Here is a 12872-nt window from a genome sequence, read left to right on the forward strand (position 1 = left end):
TCAGTGGCGCGCGATCGTGAAGCTCTGGCCGTCCGAGCCGATCGCGCCCGGGATCCACGTGCCGGTGCCGCGGTCGTCGGCGTTCAGGGCGGACGGGCTGGTCGAGGCCAGGTTCGTCCCGTTGAACTTGACGCCGGTGAACTTGATGCCACCCGAAATGGTCGGGTAGGAGTCGGTCGGGGACTCGATGATCGCCTCCGCCGACGCGTGCTTGGACGTCAGCGACTTCGTGGTCGTCTTCGTCCAGCCCTTGGTCGTGTCGGAGAGGTCGAGGCGGTAGGTGTTGGTGGCGGTGCGCGTCACGGTCGCGGTGATGTGGTCACCCGCGCCGACCGAGACGTTGTAGTACACCGGTGCGGCCGGGTACATCTCGTACCAGGCCGAATACACCGGACGCCCGCTGGAGCAGTCCGTCTCGACGCCGGTCTGTTCCACTGTGGACGATCCGTCGCCGTCGATGCCGACCCAGGGCGCGAAGAGGTCGTTGCTCGACCGGCACGTCACGGTCGGTTCGGTCCAGCTCGCCGTCGCCGTCGTGAAGCTGCCGAAGCTGACGTAACCACCCCAGTTGCCGCCGGAGAACTGGTGGCCGTGGAAGTGGGAGCCGTACTCGACCGCGGCGTGCGCCGTGCCCGAGACAGCGAGGCCGGCGGCAGCAGCGGCGACCGCCGTGAGGACGCGGGCAGCACGCGACGCGAGGATTCTGGACATGCGGGGACTCCGTTCACCGATGGGGACCGGGAAAACCGTTCCCCAAGTGTTGGAGTAACGCGAAAAAGAAGGTAGCTACTTTCGCATGGTCTTGTCATTGTCCGAAAAGACCCGTAAAGGCCTCCGCGGGGGAAAGAGGCCTTTACGGGTCGATATCGCTCACCAACCGCCCGGTCAGGTGAGCGGGGTCCGGCTAGCCCTGCTTCGCGGCCGCGTCGACGAATTCCGTCGTGTAGGTCTTCGACAGGTCGATCGAGTCCTTCTTCGGCTGCACGTTCTTCGAGAAGCTCGAAAGCACCTCGAGCGCGTTCTTGGCGCCGCCGGCGTCCATCTTCCCATCGGCGTTGAACATGCCGATGCTGTCCTTGACGGACTTGATGTAGAGCGCCTTGTCACCGCCGCTGTAGGACGCCGGCATCTTCGCCGCGATCTCCTCCGGGCTGTGCTGGCTGATCCACTTCAGCGTGGCCACGAACGCGTTGGCCAGCTTCTGCACGGCGTCCTTGTTCCGGTCCACGAAGTCGCAGCCCATGTAAAGCGACGACGCCGGGTACAGCCCGCCCAGCGCGGCCTTCGTGCCCTCGACCGTCCGCAGGTCGAACAGCACCTTCGCCTTGCCGGTGTTGGTCAGCTGCGCGATGGTCGGGTCGGTCGTCATGCCGCCGTCGATGCCGCCGTTGTCCAGGCTCGCGATGAACGTCTGCCCGGCGCCGACCTTGACCGGCGTGTACTGGTCGGCGCCCACGCCCGCCTTGGCCGCCAGCGCCTTCGTCAGGAAGTCGGTGGACGACCCGAGCGACGTCACGCCCAGCTTCTTGCCCTTGAAGTCGGCCGCGCCCTTGATCTGGCCGGCCTGCGCGGTGCTGACGACCTCGGCTTCACCCGGGATGTTGGCCATCTGCACCACGCTCTTGATGCACTGGTCCTTGGCCTGCAGGTCGATCGTGTGGTCGTAGAACCCGACCACGCCCTGCACCTGGCCGGCCACGAGCGCGGTCTCGGCGTTGGCGCCCGACTGCTCGCTCTGCAGCTCGACGTCGATGCCCTGGGCGGCGAAGTTCCCCAGCTGCTGGGTGAGCATCGCGGGCAGGTAGATGACCTTTTCCAGGCCCCCAACCATGATCGTGACCTTCGGCTTGCCACCCTCGCCCGTCGCGGCGGTGCGCGAGTCCTGGCAGGCGGTGGTCATCGCCGCCACCACGGTCAGCGCGGCGAACGCGGCGACGCTGCGTCGAATCCTCATCGGTTCGTTCCCTTTCAGATGACGGTCTGGTCGCTGGAGCCGGACATCGACGGCCGCCACCGCAGCAGCCGGTTTTCGAGGTTCCCGATGCCCCACTCGGCGAACAGGGCGACCACGGTGATGATGATCATCGCGGCGTAGATGCCGGCGGAGTCGAAGGTGCCCTGCGCGTTGGAGATGAGGAAGCCGATGCCGGCCTTCGAACCGGCGTACTCACCGACGACCGCGCCGATCAGCGCGAAGCCGAACGCGGTGTGCAGCGACGACAGGATCCACGACGTCGCGCTCGGCAGCACGATCGCCTTGATCACCTGCATCTTGCCCGCGCCGAGGATGCGCGCGTTGTCGATCAGGTTGCGGTCCACCTCGCGGGCGCCGGTGAAGGCGTTGAAGAACACCACGAAGAACACCAGCACAACGACCGTGGCGACCTTCGACGCCAGCCCCAGCCCGAACCAGATCACGAAGAGCGAGGCGAGCACGATGCGCGGCACGGCGTTGGCGGCCTTGATGAACGGCGCCAGCACGTCGGCCAGGTACCGGCTGCGGCCCAGGATCACGCCGAAGATGACACCGGCCACGGCGCCGATGGCGAACCCGACCAGGGCTTCCTCGACGGTGACCCACAGCTGGTACCAGAGGGAGCCGAAGTCGGTCCCGGCGGTGACCCACTCGACCAGCCGTTCCCAGATGCGCGACGGCTTCGAATAGAAGAACGGGTCGATCCAGTAGGTCGCCGTCAGCTCCCAACTGCCGAGCCACGCGATCACCAGCGCCAGCCGCAGCAACCAGGTGTTGCGCTTGCGCCGGGACGTCGCCCGCTTGGCCTTCGTGAGGATGTCCTGCTCGGTTTCCAGCACCGGCAGGGCGGTGGCCGGCGCCGCCGCGGGGGTCTCAAGCGACACGGGACGCTCCCTTCTCGCGGGCCTTGTCGACCTCACTGCGCAGTGATTCCCAGATGTCGGCGTAGAGCTTGCGGAACTCCTCGGTGAGCCGCAGGTCCTCGACCTTCCGCGGCCGCTCCAGGGGAATCTCGAAGACGTCCTTCACGGTGGCCGGCGACGTCGTCAGCACGACGACCTTGTCCGCCAGCGCGATCGCCTCGTCGAGGTCGTGGGTCACGAAGATCACCGCGGCCCCCGAACCCGACCACAGGCGCAGCAGCTCGTCCTGCATCAGCGCGCGGGTCTGCACGTCCAGCGCCGAGAACGGCTCGTCCATCAGCATGATCTTCGGCTTGGTGACAAGCGTCTGGGCCAGCGCGACGCGCTTGCGCATCCCGCCGGAAAGCTGGTGCGGGTAGTACTTCTCGAACCCGGCGAGCCCGACGCGGGCGATCCAGTCGACGGCCTGCGCGCGGGCCTCGGCCTTCGACGCGCCGCGGAAGCGCGGGCCCGAGGCGACGTTGTCCAGCACCGAACGCCACGGCATCACGGCGTCGGTCTGGAACATGTACCCGACACCGTCCGGAATGGACTTCACGTCCTCGCCGTTCACCTGCACCCGCCCGGCGGACGGCGGCTGGAGCCCGGACACGAGGGAGAGCGTCGTCGACTTGCCGCAGCCGGTGGGGCCGACAACGGCGACGAACTCGCCGGGCTGGACGGTCATGGTCAGGTCGCGGACGGCCGTGTGCACGGAACCGGACCCGCTCGGGAACCGTTTCGTGGCTCCGGTGAGTTCGATCAGTGGGGGAACCATGGGGAGGTGACTCCTTCGTCACGTGATAGGGGTCACGCGTTGGGAGAGGACGTTAAGTACGTGTGGCGCGGACGTGAAGCTTGTCGACGTTCTCCGCGCGACCTGCGCGTTCTGAATGTTTTGCTCGTTTAGCGCACGGTCTTGACCTGGGGGTATGTTCCCGGTCATGCCAAAGTGGGCGCTCTTCCCGCGGATGCGGTTCAGCAGGCAGGTGCTGCTGCTGCAGATCGGCGTGGTCGTCCTCGTCGTCGGGCTCGGCGTCGCGCTGGTCAGCGCGCTCCTGTCCCGCACCCTCACCGACCAGTACGGCCAGCGCGCGCTCGCCATCGCGAAGTCCGTCGCGACGGACCCGGTCGTGGTCGCGGACACCGCCGCGAAGATCCCCGGCGGCGCGCTCCAGGAGCGGGCGCTCGCCGTGCGGGACCGGACCGACGCCCTGTTCGTCGTGATCACCGACGACAACAGCATCCGGCTGGCCCACCCGACGCCGAGCAACATCGGCAAGCGGGTCAGCACCTCGGCCGACCAGGCGCTGGCCGGGTTCGACGAGGTCAGCGCCGTGCAGAACGGCACGCTCGGGCTGTCCGTCCGCAGCAAGACCCCGATCTGGACCCCCGACCACACCCGGGTGGTCGGGGAGGTGAGCGTCGGCTTCGACGTGGCGGATCCGACTGGCGCGTTCAACAAGCTCCTGGTGACGACCCTGGCGTTCGCCGGCGGCGCGCTGCTGCTCGGCGCGGGCGCGTCGGCGCTGCTCAACCGCCGGCTGCGGCGCGTCACGCACGGCCTGGAACCGCACGAACTCACCGAACTGCTCTACGAACGCGAAGCCGTGCTGCACGGGATCGGCGAGGGCGTGCTCGCCGTCGACGAGGCGAACCGCGTCTCGGTGCGCAACGAGGAAGCCGAACGCCTGCTCGGCACCGAGCTCCCGATCGGCGCGGCGATGGCCGAGCTCGAACTCTCGCCGCGGGTGCACAAGGCCGTCGCCGAAGGACGACCGGTCGACAACCTCCTGGCGGTGGCCGGAAACCGCGTGCTCGTCATCAACTCGCGCGCGGTGCGGCTCGACGACCGGCCGATCGGCAGCGTGCTGACCTTCCGCGACCGCACCGACCTCGACACGCTCACCCGTGAGCTCGACGGCATCCGCGCGTTGTCCGACGGCCTGCGCGCGCAGCGGCACGAGTTCGCGAACCGGCTGCACACGCTCTACGGGCTGCTGCAGCTGGGTCACCACACCGAAGCCGTCGAATACCTGCAGACGCTGACGGACTCCTCGTCCGCGCGGCCGAGCGAGCTCGGTGACGCCGTCGCCGATCCGTACCTGCAGGCGCTGCTCGTCGCGAAAACCGAGCAGGCGCAGGAAAAGGGCCTCACGCTCAAGCTGGCCGACGACACCTGGGTGCCCTCGGCGGTCACCGACCCGATCGCCGCGAACACCGTCATCGGCAACCTCGTCGACAACGCGCTGCACGCCGCGCGGATGGGCCCGCGGCGGCCGGCGACCGTCGAGATCTCCCTGCTCGCCGAAGGAACGACCCTCCACCTGTCCGTTGTGGACAGTGGGCCCGGCGTGCCGGAGGACCTGCGGCGGAGGTTGTTCGACGAAGGCGTCTCGACGAAGATCGCGCCCGGCCACGGGATCGGGCTGGCCCTGGCCCGGCAGGCCGCTCGCGCCCGCGGCGGCGACGTCTGGCTGGCCGGCCCCGGTGACGGCGAAACCGGCGCCCTGTTCGTCGCGAAACTGCCCGGAATGCTGACGGAGGACGGATGATCCGCACGCTCATCGTGGACGACGACTTCCGGGTCGCCGGAGTGCACGCCGGGTTCGTCGAGGAGGTGGACGGCTTCGCGGTGGTCGGCACCGCGCACACCGCCGCCGAGGCCCGCGCGCGTGTCCGCGAGCTCTCGCCGGACCTGGTGCTGCTCGACGTCTACCTGCCCGACGAGTCCGGCCTCGTGGTGCTGCCGGAGCTGCAGACCGACACGATCGTGCTGTCCGCGGCGACCGACAGCGCGTCGGTGGCCGCGGCGATCCGGGCCGGCGCGCTGAACTACCTGATCAAGCCGTTCACCACCCGCCAGCTCGCGGAGCGGCTGACGTCGTACGCACGCTTCCGCGGCCTGCTCACGGCCGAGCGCCCGATGGCCCAGGACGACGTCGACCGCGCGTACCGGGTGCTGCACGACCAGGACCGCACGTCCGCGCCGAAGGGCCAGTCGACGGCGACGTCCCGGCTGGTCTCGGAGCAGCTGCGGCGGGCCGGCCGCCCGCTGTCGGCGGCCGAGGTCGCCGGCGAGCTCGGCATGGCCCGCGCGACGGCCCAGCGGTACCTGACGGCGCTGGCGGAGTCCGGGACCGTCCAGATGCGGCTGCGCTACGGCGCCACCGGGCGCCCCGAGCACGAGTACCGCTGGAGCGGCGCCTGAGGGCGGCGACCCGGGAATCCGGGCCGCCGCCGGGAAACCGCGTCAGACCGGAGCGGTTACGCACGGGTAGCCGGGCGCGTCCCTCCCGTCGACTTCGAAGGCGCCGCCGCAGAACTGCGTGCCCGGGTCGTAGTCGACGCCGGGGTACGGGATGAAGCCCGCCGCGTAACCGGGGCTCTTCGCGCCGTAGTTCCGCGCCGATCCCCCGGGCGTCTTGATGTCCAGGTAGAACTGGCCCATCTTCCGCACGTCGTCGTTGGCCAGCACCTCGACGTGGGTGATGTGGTTGCCGGTCCCGTTGACGATGATGCAGATGTCGTGGTTGCAGCCGTCGTTGTCCTTGAGCCGAGCGGACGGCTCTTCGGCGCCGGCCGCCGTCGTGGCGGTCAGCAAGGCCACGGCGGCCAGTGTCACGCCCAGCGCGGCGCGAACGGTGAAACGCTTGCTCATCACGGCGTCCCCACTCAGGCCGGCAGGAGCTGGACGTCGACGATGGCCGCGGCGCCCGCGGGGATCGTCACCGTCTGGTGCGGTCCGGCGATGGCCGGGTCGTCCACCCCTTCGAAGGACACGACGATCGTGTACGAGCCGCCCCAGATCGCCTGCGGGCGGTAGAGGTGCCCGGTCCAGGACGGGCCGGTGCCGGAAAAGCACGTCGTCACCTCGGAAGCCATGACCGAGGCCTGCACGTTGCTGTCGGTGCAGGGCACGTTGACGGTGTTGGCGGCGGCCACCCCGGTGGCGGTCGTCGTCACCACGGCCACGACGGCGGCGACCACGGCGGTGCGGCGGAAAAGGGCGCGATTGTTCATCCTTGCTTCCTCCCCTGTCAGCAAGTCGACGACCGGGCCGTGTGCCGCAGCCATCGGACAACCGAAGGTAACAAGATGATCGACTAGTTGGCAACCCACGAACAAAATGGGAAATTGGTTTTTCAGCGTCGAGCCGTGGTCGTCGTCTCGGAGCGGTACTGGTACTGCTCAATCATGCTTTCGGCGACGTTCACCCAGGCCTGCACCGGGTTGGTCGTCGACGGCGACGGCGGCGGTGACGGCAGGTCCGCGCGCGCCTCGGCGTCCGCCGAGGACTTCTTCTTCGGCTGCGGTTTCGCCTGCGCCTGAACGTTCTTCGGCGCCGGCTTCGCGGGCACCGCCACGTACACGGTGGTCGGCGGCGGGGTGACCGCCGGCGCCTGAGGAGCCTGCGGCGCTGGCGCTTCGGCGACGGCCGGGCGGGGGTCCAGCTGGGCGACGTCGTCGGCCGGCGGCGTGCCGAACAGCCCGCCGGAGAGCATTCCGCCGCCCAGCCAACCGACGGCGACGAGCAGCACGGCGGCGCCGCTGCCGAGCCAGGTGCGGGCGCGGCGCCGGATCACCACCGACTTGGGCCGCAGGTCCTGGTCGCACACCGGCGGCCGCGTGTAGATCGGCTCGGCTGCCGGCTCGTCGTCGGTGCGGCGGCGCCGGGGCAGGCTCGCCGCGATGATGCCGGTGCGATCCAGCAGCTCCACCGCGGTGTCGCCGGACGGACGGGTCGCACTGCGCTGTGCGGTGCGAAGCATCGGGGACCTCCGGTACGGGGCTCGTGGACCCCACGCATTCTGGACCATTTCGGACGGGCCTGTCCGAAACGCAACTCCATCGGGTGAAGCTTATTCCGGTGCGGACACCCTGAAAGTCGTAGTCCGAATGCGATTCAGCTTTCCGTCTTCCGGATCCCCATGCGCGCGAGCATCGCCAGCGGCCGCTGGTAGGCCGAGCCGAGCACGCGCGGGATGGCGTCGACGACGTAGGCGTCCGGCCCGATGAGGATCCGCGCCGACTTCCGCTCGATCCCGCGCAGGATCGTTTGCGCCGCCTTCTCCGGCGTCGTCTTCGCGATCCGATCGAAGCCCTGTGCGGCCTTCTCCTGGTCGCCGGAACCACCTCGCGAGTTGCGCACGATGTTGGTTTTGATCCCACCGGGATGCACGCAGCTGACGCCCACCGGGTGCCGCGCGATCAGCATTTCTTCGCGCAGAGCCTCGGTGAATCCCCGCACCGCGAACTTCGCCGCGTTGTACGCGCTCTGCGTCGGTACGCCGACGAAGCCGAAGATGCTGGAAATGTTCACGACATGCCCGTCGCCGGACGCGATCAAGTGCGGCAAGAACGCCTTTGTGCCGTTCACGACACCGCCGAGGTTGATGCCCATCAGCCAGTCGTAGTCCTCGAAAGTCATCTCCTCGACGGTGGCGCCGAGCGCGACACCCGCGTTGTTCACGACGACGTCGACCCCGCCGAACTCGCCCGCGACCTCCTCGGCGTGCGCGAGCACGGCGGCGCGGTCGGCGACGTCCAGGGTGTACGCGCGAGCCTTGTCCCCGGCCAGCTTCGCCGTCTCCTCCGCGTTCGCGGCGTTGACATCGGAGAGCGCTACCCGTGCCCCGCGGCGCGCGAACTCCAGAGCCAGCGCCCGGCCGATCCCCGAGCCCGCTCCGGTGATCACCACGACCTTGTCCGAGAACTGCTTCATCGGCCCTCCCTGAGGTGTTACGGATGGTAGCGCCTGTGAACTTGCTGTGGGTGTGCTGATCGTCTCGCCCCGGCACCTTAGAGTGATGGCGGTCGAGTGACGAGGAGGCGATGCACGTGCGGCGGCCCGCCGTTCTGCTCACCGTCGCCGCGGTCCTGCTGCTCGGGGCGGCGTTCGTCGTGGCCTTCGCCGGCCGGCCGCCGGAACCCGCGGACGCCCCGGCCGTCGAGGCCGCTCCGGTGGCGGCGCCGGACCTGCCCACGGCGTCCAGCGCCGCGGTCGGCGCGCTCTTCATCGAGGGCTCGCACTACTGCACCGCCAGCGTGGTGCACAGCCAGCAGGGTGACGTCCTGCTGACCGCCGCCCACTGCATCCACGACGGCGAAGGCGGCGGGTACCTCACCGGCGTCACGTTCGCGCCGGGCTACCACGACGGTGTCGCGCCCTTCGGCTACTGGGCGGTGGCCGACGAGCTGGTCGCGCCCGGCTGGGCCGCGTCGTCGGACCAGGACCTCGACGTCGGCTTCGCCACCGCGCACCAGGCGGGCGCCACGAAGACCCTGGAGAGCCTGGTCGGCGCGAACACCCTGGCCACCGGCGGCGAGTTCGAGCAGGCCATCACCCTCACCGGCTACCCGGACGACTCCGAGACGCCGGCCGTCTGCCAGAACACGACCAGCCGCCAGGACACCTACCAGCTGAAAGTGGACTGCGTCGGCTTCCCGACCGGCACCAGCGGCGGCCCCTGGGTCACCGCGCCCGACCCGCAGACCCGCCTCGGCAAGGTCATCGGCGTCATCGGCGGGTTCGAGTACGGCGGCGACGACCCCGACACGTCCTACTCCAGCTACTTCGACACGGACGTCCAGGCCCTCTACCGGCAGACGACCGCCCGGGCATGATGCGCGTATGAGTGATCCCGTCGACGTACCCATCACCGGCGAGCCGATCCGGCTCGGCCAGTTCCTCAAGCTGGCCGGCCTCGCCGAAGACGGCTCCCACGCGAAGGACCTGATCGACGCCGAAGAGGTCCTGGTCAACGGTGAGGTCGAGACCCGCCGCGGCCGCCAGCTGTCCGACGGCGACGTGGTGGCGGTGGGCCCCGACCGCGGCAAGGTCGTCCTAGTCCGCTAGCCGACGCTGGTCAGCGGCGGCAGGCCGATCGACGCGGCCAGCGCGTCGAGCTCGCGGCGCACCGGCCCCGCCAGCGGCACGCCCAGCGCCCGGCACTGCTCGAGGTGCTGGGCCTCCCGCCAGCCGGGGTAGCGGATCGGCGCCCCGCCCTCCCAGCCGAGCATGCTGCCGAACAGGGCGCTGGCCGCGCGGTAGAAGCCGTCCGCGCTGCGCAACGTCGTCGGCGCGATCGCCAGCACCAGCAGGCCGGTGTCGTGCTCGTGGTCGGCGACACCCGAGAGCACCCCGGCGAGGACCTCGACGAGCAGCGTCAACCCGGCGCCTTCGGAGCCGGACCGGTCCATGTCGAAGACGAACTCGGGGTACGCGCCGCCCGGGGCCGCCATGCCCAGCGGGTTCATCGGCTGGCCGGGCTCCCCGCCCGCGGCGAGCACCAGCCCGATCATCGCGTGCGGCAGGGCGCGCGCGGCGTGGTGGCCGGCCCGGCCGAACGGCCCGATCCCGCGCAGCGAAACGAGCCCGACGCCGAAGCGCCCGGCCCGCGTCACGGCCCGGTCCATCGCGTCGCCGACGGCCCAGAGCCCCGGCGCGCGGCGGTAGTCGATCAGCGCGGCGGCCCCGCGGTCGGCGATCATCAACGGCTCGGCGTGCGGCACGACGAGCCCGTTTTCCAGCAACGGCAGGTGGACGCGGGTCAGGTCGGCGACCCCGGTCTCCGGCGACCCGGTGAGATCGCCGTGGCAGAGCGCTTCGGCCGCGATGCGGGCCCGCGCCTCGGGGAAGCCGTGGGCGGCGAAGACGTGTGCCACGAGGGTGACCAGCTCGTCGGCCCGCACGCGGGGCCACGCCTGTTCCGGGATCGGGGTTTCGGGCGGTGCTTCTTCGAGGATGCCGGGTTCGGGACGGGCGAAGCGGAAGGGACGCGGTCTGAGAGGCACTTCCCCGACACTGCCCAACCGCGGGATCCGGCGTCAACGAGGTGGGGCCCGGCCTACCCGACCGTGTGATCGAAGCGTCCGGAGCGTCGTACCCTGGGCGGCATGTGCCGAAACATCACCACCCTCCGGGGGCTCCAGCCAGCCGCGACGGGCGAGGAGATCGAGGCCGCGGCCCGCCAGTACGTCCGCAAGGTGACCGGCGTCCAGTCGCTCTCGGACGCCACGCGCGAGCCGTTCGAAGCCGCGGTCGCCGAGATCACGGAAATCACCGCGCGGCTGCTCGAGCAGCTGCCCGAACGCCGTCAGCCGCCGGCCACCGTGCCGCCGCTGCGCCGGCCCGAGGTGCAGGCCCGGATCGCCGCGAAAGCCCTGCGCCAGGCCTGATCGGCCGAAACTGTCGGTCCCGGTCGATACGCTGGCCCCATGAGCGGACAGGCTTTGGTGCTGGGCGGCGGCGGGGTCGCCGGGATCGCGTGGACGACGGGGTTGCTGGCCGGGCTGGCCGGCCACGGCCAGGACCTCACGGGGGCGGACCTGCTCGTCGGGACGTCGGCCGGGGCGGCGGTCGCGGCGCAGGTGACCAGCGGCGTCTCCCTCGACGAGCTCCTCGCCCGCCAGACCGACCCGGCGCGCCAGGCGCCGGAGATCCCGGCCGACATCGACTTCGAGAAGTTCGCCGCGGACTTCGGGAGCGCGTTCGCCGGAGCCGGCTCGCCGGCCGACGTGCGCCGAGCGGTGGGCAAGCTCGCGCTGACGGCCGAAACGGTGTCGGAAGCGGACCGCCGCGCGGTGATCGAGGCGCGCCTGCCGGCGCACGACTGGCCGGAGCAGCGCCTGGTGATCGTGGCGGTGGACGCGGAAACCGGCGAGCCGCGGCAGTTCGACCGCGCATCGGGGGCGACCCTGGTCGACGCGGTGGCGGCGAGCTGCGCGGTCCCGGGTGTCTGGCCGGCGGTCACGATCGAGGGCCGCCGCTACGTCGACGGCGGCGTCCGCTCAGCGGAGAACGCGGACTACGCGACGGGCTTCACGCGCGTCACGGTCGTCTCGCCGCTCGGGCTGGAATCCGCGTTGCCGAGGGAGAAACCGCTCCCGGCGGTCCTCGACGAGCTGCGCGCGAAGGGCGCCGAGGTCGCACTGGTCACCCCGGACGAGGCGTCGGTGGCGGCGTTCGGCGCGAATCCCCTGGACCCGTCGACCCGGACCCCGGCCGCCGAGGCCGGCCACGCCCAGGGCGCGGCGCTCACGCTCAGCTGGAGCTAGCCCGCATCCGGCGCAGCGTCACGGCGAACCCGATGCCGCTGACGGGCAGCAGCACCCCGCCGAGCACCAGCCAGGTGAGCGGCGAGATCCCGTCGTCGGGGTCCGCTGGTTCACCGAGAACACTCTGGTCACCACCCGCCCGTCGGGGCGGGTGCAGGCCACGGTCAGCCGGTGGTTACCGGGCCAGGTTGCCGAGCCGCAGTCCGCGATCCGGTTCGTCCCCCATGCGTGAAGCACGTCCCAGGCCGGGCCCAGGTTGCCCCGCGACCCGTCGGCTACGCTCGGGGGGCGAGGTAGCGTGTCCGAGCGGCCGAAGGAACATGTCTTGAAAACATGCGAGGGGGCAACCTCTCCGTGGGTTCGAATCCCACCGCTACCGCTTCGAACCCCGGGCGCGCGCTAGCCGCGCCCGGGTTCAGCTCTCCACCTCCGACAGGTGGTCCAGCACCCGCCCGAACGCCGCGGCGATCGTCGCCTGTTCGGCGGGGCTCAGCAGGTCGATCAGGTGCTCGCGCACCCCTTCCAGGTGGGTCGGCGCCGCCGTCTGCAGGAGGGCCTTGCCTTCCTCCGCCAGCTCCGTGATGACGCCGCGCTTGTCCTCCGGGTCGCGGACACGCCGGACGAGCCCCGCGTCCTCGAGGCGGCCGACCTGGTGGGACAGCCGGCTCTTCGTCGAGCCCATCAGCACCGCCAGCTCCGACATCCGCATCCGCTGCCCGGGCTGGAACTCCAGGCAGACGAGCACCTCGTAGTCGGTCAGCGACACCGCGTGCCGGTCGGCCAGCTCGCGGTGCAGCCGCTGGCGCAGCCGGAGGGTGGCGACGATGTAGGAGCGCCAAGCCGCCATCTCGGCTTCGTTCAACCAACGCACAGGCCGCTCCTCGGTCATAAGGCAGCCTAGAACGGTGATCAAGGGACCGCGCGGTCCGAGTCCG

The 12872-nt window shown here is 70.6% G+C and carries 16 protein-coding genes and 1 tRNA gene; 7 read left to right on the forward strand and 10 right to left on the reverse strand.

The window, feature by feature from the left end; genetic code table 11:
- The 4 genes from ACZ63E_RS40435 to ACZ63E_RS40450 all read right to left on the reverse strand — a co-directional run bounded on the left by ACZ63E_RS40435 (position 1) and on the right by ACZ63E_RS40450 (position 3655).
- A complete protein-coding gene (locus ACZ63E_RS40435; RefSeq protein WP_465341603.1) occupies positions 1 to 711 on the reverse strand; it encodes a G1 family glutamic endopeptidase in 711 nt (236 codons plus the stop codon).
- A gap of 193 nt (positions 712 to 904) precedes the next feature.
- On the reverse strand, positions 905 to 1954 hold the full coding sequence (locus ACZ63E_RS40440; protein WP_465314068.1) for an ABC transporter substrate-binding protein: 1050 nt from the start codon (positions 1952 to 1954) through the stop codon (positions 905 to 907).
- Positions 1955 to 1968: 14 nt separating this feature from the next.
- Positions 1969 to 2859, reverse strand: a complete 891-nt coding sequence (locus ACZ63E_RS40445; RefSeq protein WP_465341604.1) for an ABC transporter permease — start codon at positions 2857 to 2859, stop codon at positions 1969 to 1971.
- Positions 2849 to 3655 carry an ABC transporter ATP-binding protein gene (locus tag ACZ63E_RS40450; protein ID WP_465341605.1) on the reverse strand — a complete coding sequence of 269 codons (807 nt, stop codon included), beginning with the start codon at positions 3653 to 3655 and terminating at the stop codon, positions 2849 to 2851. Before ACZ63E_RS40450 ends, ACZ63E_RS40445 begins: the two co-directional genes overlap by 11 nt.
- A gap of 193 nt (positions 3656 to 3848) precedes the next feature.
- Here ACZ63E_RS40450 and ACZ63E_RS40455 point away from each other — a divergent pair, with 193 nt between their 5' ends.
- On the forward strand, positions 3849 to 5432 hold the full coding sequence (locus ACZ63E_RS40455) for a sensor histidine kinase (protein WP_465341739.1): 1584 nt from the start codon (positions 3849 to 3851) through the stop codon (positions 5430 to 5432).
- Positions 5429 to 6088 (forward strand): response regulator, encoded by a 660-nt coding sequence (locus tag ACZ63E_RS40460; RefSeq protein ID WP_465341606.1) that lies wholly within the window; start codon positions 5429 to 5431, stop codon positions 6086 to 6088. Before ACZ63E_RS40455 ends, ACZ63E_RS40460 begins: the two co-directional genes overlap by 4 nt.
- Before the next feature lie 42 nt (positions 6089 to 6130).
- Here ACZ63E_RS40460 and ACZ63E_RS40465 read toward each other — a convergent pair whose 3' ends face one another.
- The 4 genes from ACZ63E_RS40465 to ACZ63E_RS40480 form a co-directional block, all read right to left on the reverse strand.
- Positions 6131 to 6538, reverse strand: a complete 408-nt coding sequence (locus ACZ63E_RS40465) for a hypothetical protein (protein WP_465341607.1) — start codon at positions 6536 to 6538, stop codon at positions 6131 to 6133.
- 14 nt (positions 6539 to 6552) lie between these two features.
- On the reverse strand, positions 6553 to 6900 hold the full coding sequence (locus ACZ63E_RS40470; RefSeq protein ID WP_465314063.1) for a hypothetical protein: 348 nt from the start codon (positions 6898 to 6900) through the stop codon (positions 6553 to 6555).
- A 122-nt stretch (positions 6901 to 7022) separates the two neighbouring features.
- Positions 7023 to 7649, reverse strand: coding sequence for a hypothetical protein (locus ACZ63E_RS40475; RefSeq protein WP_465341608.1), 627 nt, complete (start codon positions 7647 to 7649; stop codon positions 7023 to 7025).
- Positions 7650 to 7783: 134 nt separating this feature from the next.
- The gene (locus ACZ63E_RS40480) at positions 7784 to 8602 is read right to left on the reverse strand and encodes an SDR family oxidoreductase (RefSeq protein ID WP_465341609.1); all 819 of its coding nucleotides are present in this window, start codon (positions 8600 to 8602) and stop codon (positions 7784 to 7786) included.
- A 110-nt stretch (positions 8603 to 8712) separates the two neighbouring features.
- Between ACZ63E_RS40480 and ACZ63E_RS40485 the strand changes: the two genes are divergently transcribed.
- A complete protein-coding gene (locus ACZ63E_RS40485) occupies positions 8713 to 9504 on the forward strand; it encodes a trypsin-like serine peptidase (RefSeq protein ID WP_465341610.1) in 792 nt (263 codons plus the stop codon).
- Positions 9505 to 9511: 7 nt separating this feature from the next.
- Complete coding sequence (locus ACZ63E_RS40490) at positions 9512 to 9736, forward strand: RNA-binding S4 domain-containing protein (RefSeq protein ID WP_465341611.1); 225 nt, start codon at positions 9512 to 9514, stop codon at positions 9734 to 9736.
- On the opposite strand, the gene ACZ63E_RS40495 is transcribed toward ACZ63E_RS40490, so the two are convergent.
- Positions 9733 to 10674: an Ldh family oxidoreductase gene (locus tag ACZ63E_RS40495; RefSeq protein WP_465341612.1), complete on the reverse strand. Its 942-nt coding sequence runs from the start codon at positions 10672 to 10674 to the stop codon at positions 9733 to 9735. The genes ACZ63E_RS40490 and ACZ63E_RS40495 overlap by 4 nt on opposite strands.
- Before the next feature lie 102 nt (positions 10675 to 10776).
- On the opposite strand from ACZ63E_RS40495, the gene ACZ63E_RS40500 reads away from it, so the two are divergent.
- From ACZ63E_RS40500 to ACZ63E_RS40510, 3 genes are all read left to right on the forward strand, one after another.
- Complete coding sequence (locus tag ACZ63E_RS40500; RefSeq protein WP_465314057.1) at positions 10777 to 11058, forward strand: DUF2277 domain-containing protein; 282 nt, start codon at positions 10777 to 10779, stop codon at positions 11056 to 11058.
- A 39-nt stretch (positions 11059 to 11097) separates the two neighbouring features.
- Entirely contained in the window at positions 11098 to 11937 is an 840-nt protein-coding gene (locus ACZ63E_RS40505) for a patatin-like phospholipase family protein (RefSeq protein ID WP_465341613.1), read from the forward strand.
- Between the two features lie 292 nt (positions 11938 to 12229).
- Positions 12230 to 12316 (forward strand) — tRNA-Ser (locus ACZ63E_RS40510).
- 36 nt (positions 12317 to 12352) lie between these two features.
- On the opposite strand, the gene ACZ63E_RS40515 is transcribed toward ACZ63E_RS40510, so the two are convergent.
- The gene (locus ACZ63E_RS40515; protein ID WP_465341614.1) at positions 12353 to 12826 is read right to left on the reverse strand and encodes a MarR family winged helix-turn-helix transcriptional regulator; all 474 of its coding nucleotides are present in this window, start codon (positions 12824 to 12826) and stop codon (positions 12353 to 12355) included.
- Positions 12827 to 12872 lie beyond the last annotated feature (46 nt).

It is taken from the genome of Amycolatopsis sp. NPDC104819, from assembly GCF_055583145.1.

Bases quoted from the DNA above. Each gene is read 5' to 3' on its own strand.
- ACZ63E_RS40435 (WP_465341603.1), bottom strand. From the start codon at position 711: ATGTCCAGAATCCTCGCGTCGCGTGCTGCCCGCGTCCTCACGGCGGTC.
- ACZ63E_RS40440 (WP_465314068.1), bottom strand. From the start codon at position 1,954: ATGAGGATTCGACGCAGCGTCGCCGCGTTCGCCGCGCTGACCGTGGTG.
- ACZ63E_RS40450 (WP_465341605.1), bottom strand. From the start codon at position 3,655: ATGGTTCCCCCACTGATCGAACTCACCGGAGCCACGAAACGGTTCCCG.
- ACZ63E_RS40455 (WP_465341739.1), top strand. From the start codon at position 3,849: ATGCGGTTCAGCAGGCAGGTGCTGCTGCTGCAGATCGGCGTGGTCGTC.
- ACZ63E_RS40460 (WP_465341606.1), top strand. From the start codon at position 5,429: ATGATCCGCACGCTCATCGTGGACGACGACTTCCGGGTCGCCGGAGTG.
- ACZ63E_RS40465 (WP_465341607.1), bottom strand. From the start codon at position 6,538: ATGAGCAAGCGTTTCACCGTTCGCGCCGCGCTGGGCGTGACACTGGCC.
- ACZ63E_RS40470 (WP_465314063.1), bottom strand. From the start codon at position 6,900: ATGAACAATCGCGCCCTTTTCCGCCGCACCGCCGTGGTCGCCGCCGTC.
- ACZ63E_RS40475 (WP_465341608.1), bottom strand. From the start codon at position 7,649: ATGCTTCGCACCGCACAGCGCAGTGCGACCCGTCCGTCCGGCGACACC.
- ACZ63E_RS40480 (WP_465341609.1), bottom strand. From the start codon at position 8,602: ATGAAGCAGTTCTCGGACAAGGTCGTGGTGATCACCGGAGCGGGCTCG.
- ACZ63E_RS40485 (WP_465341610.1), top strand. From the start codon at position 8,713: ATGCACGTGCGGCGGCCCGCCGTTCTGCTCACCGTCGCCGCGGTCCTG.
- ACZ63E_RS40490 (WP_465341611.1), top strand. From the start codon at position 9,512: ATGAGTGATCCCGTCGACGTACCCATCACCGGCGAGCCGATCCGGCTC.
- ACZ63E_RS40500 (WP_465314057.1), top strand. From the start codon at position 10,777: ATGTGCCGAAACATCACCACCCTCCGGGGGCTCCAGCCAGCCGCGACG.
- ACZ63E_RS40505 (WP_465341613.1), top strand. From the start codon at position 11,098: ATGAGCGGACAGGCTTTGGTGCTGGGCGGCGGCGGGGTCGCCGGGATC.
- ACZ63E_RS40515 (WP_465341614.1), bottom strand. From the start codon at position 12,826: ATGACCGAGGAGCGGCCTGTGCGTTGGTTGAACGAAGCCGAGATGGCG.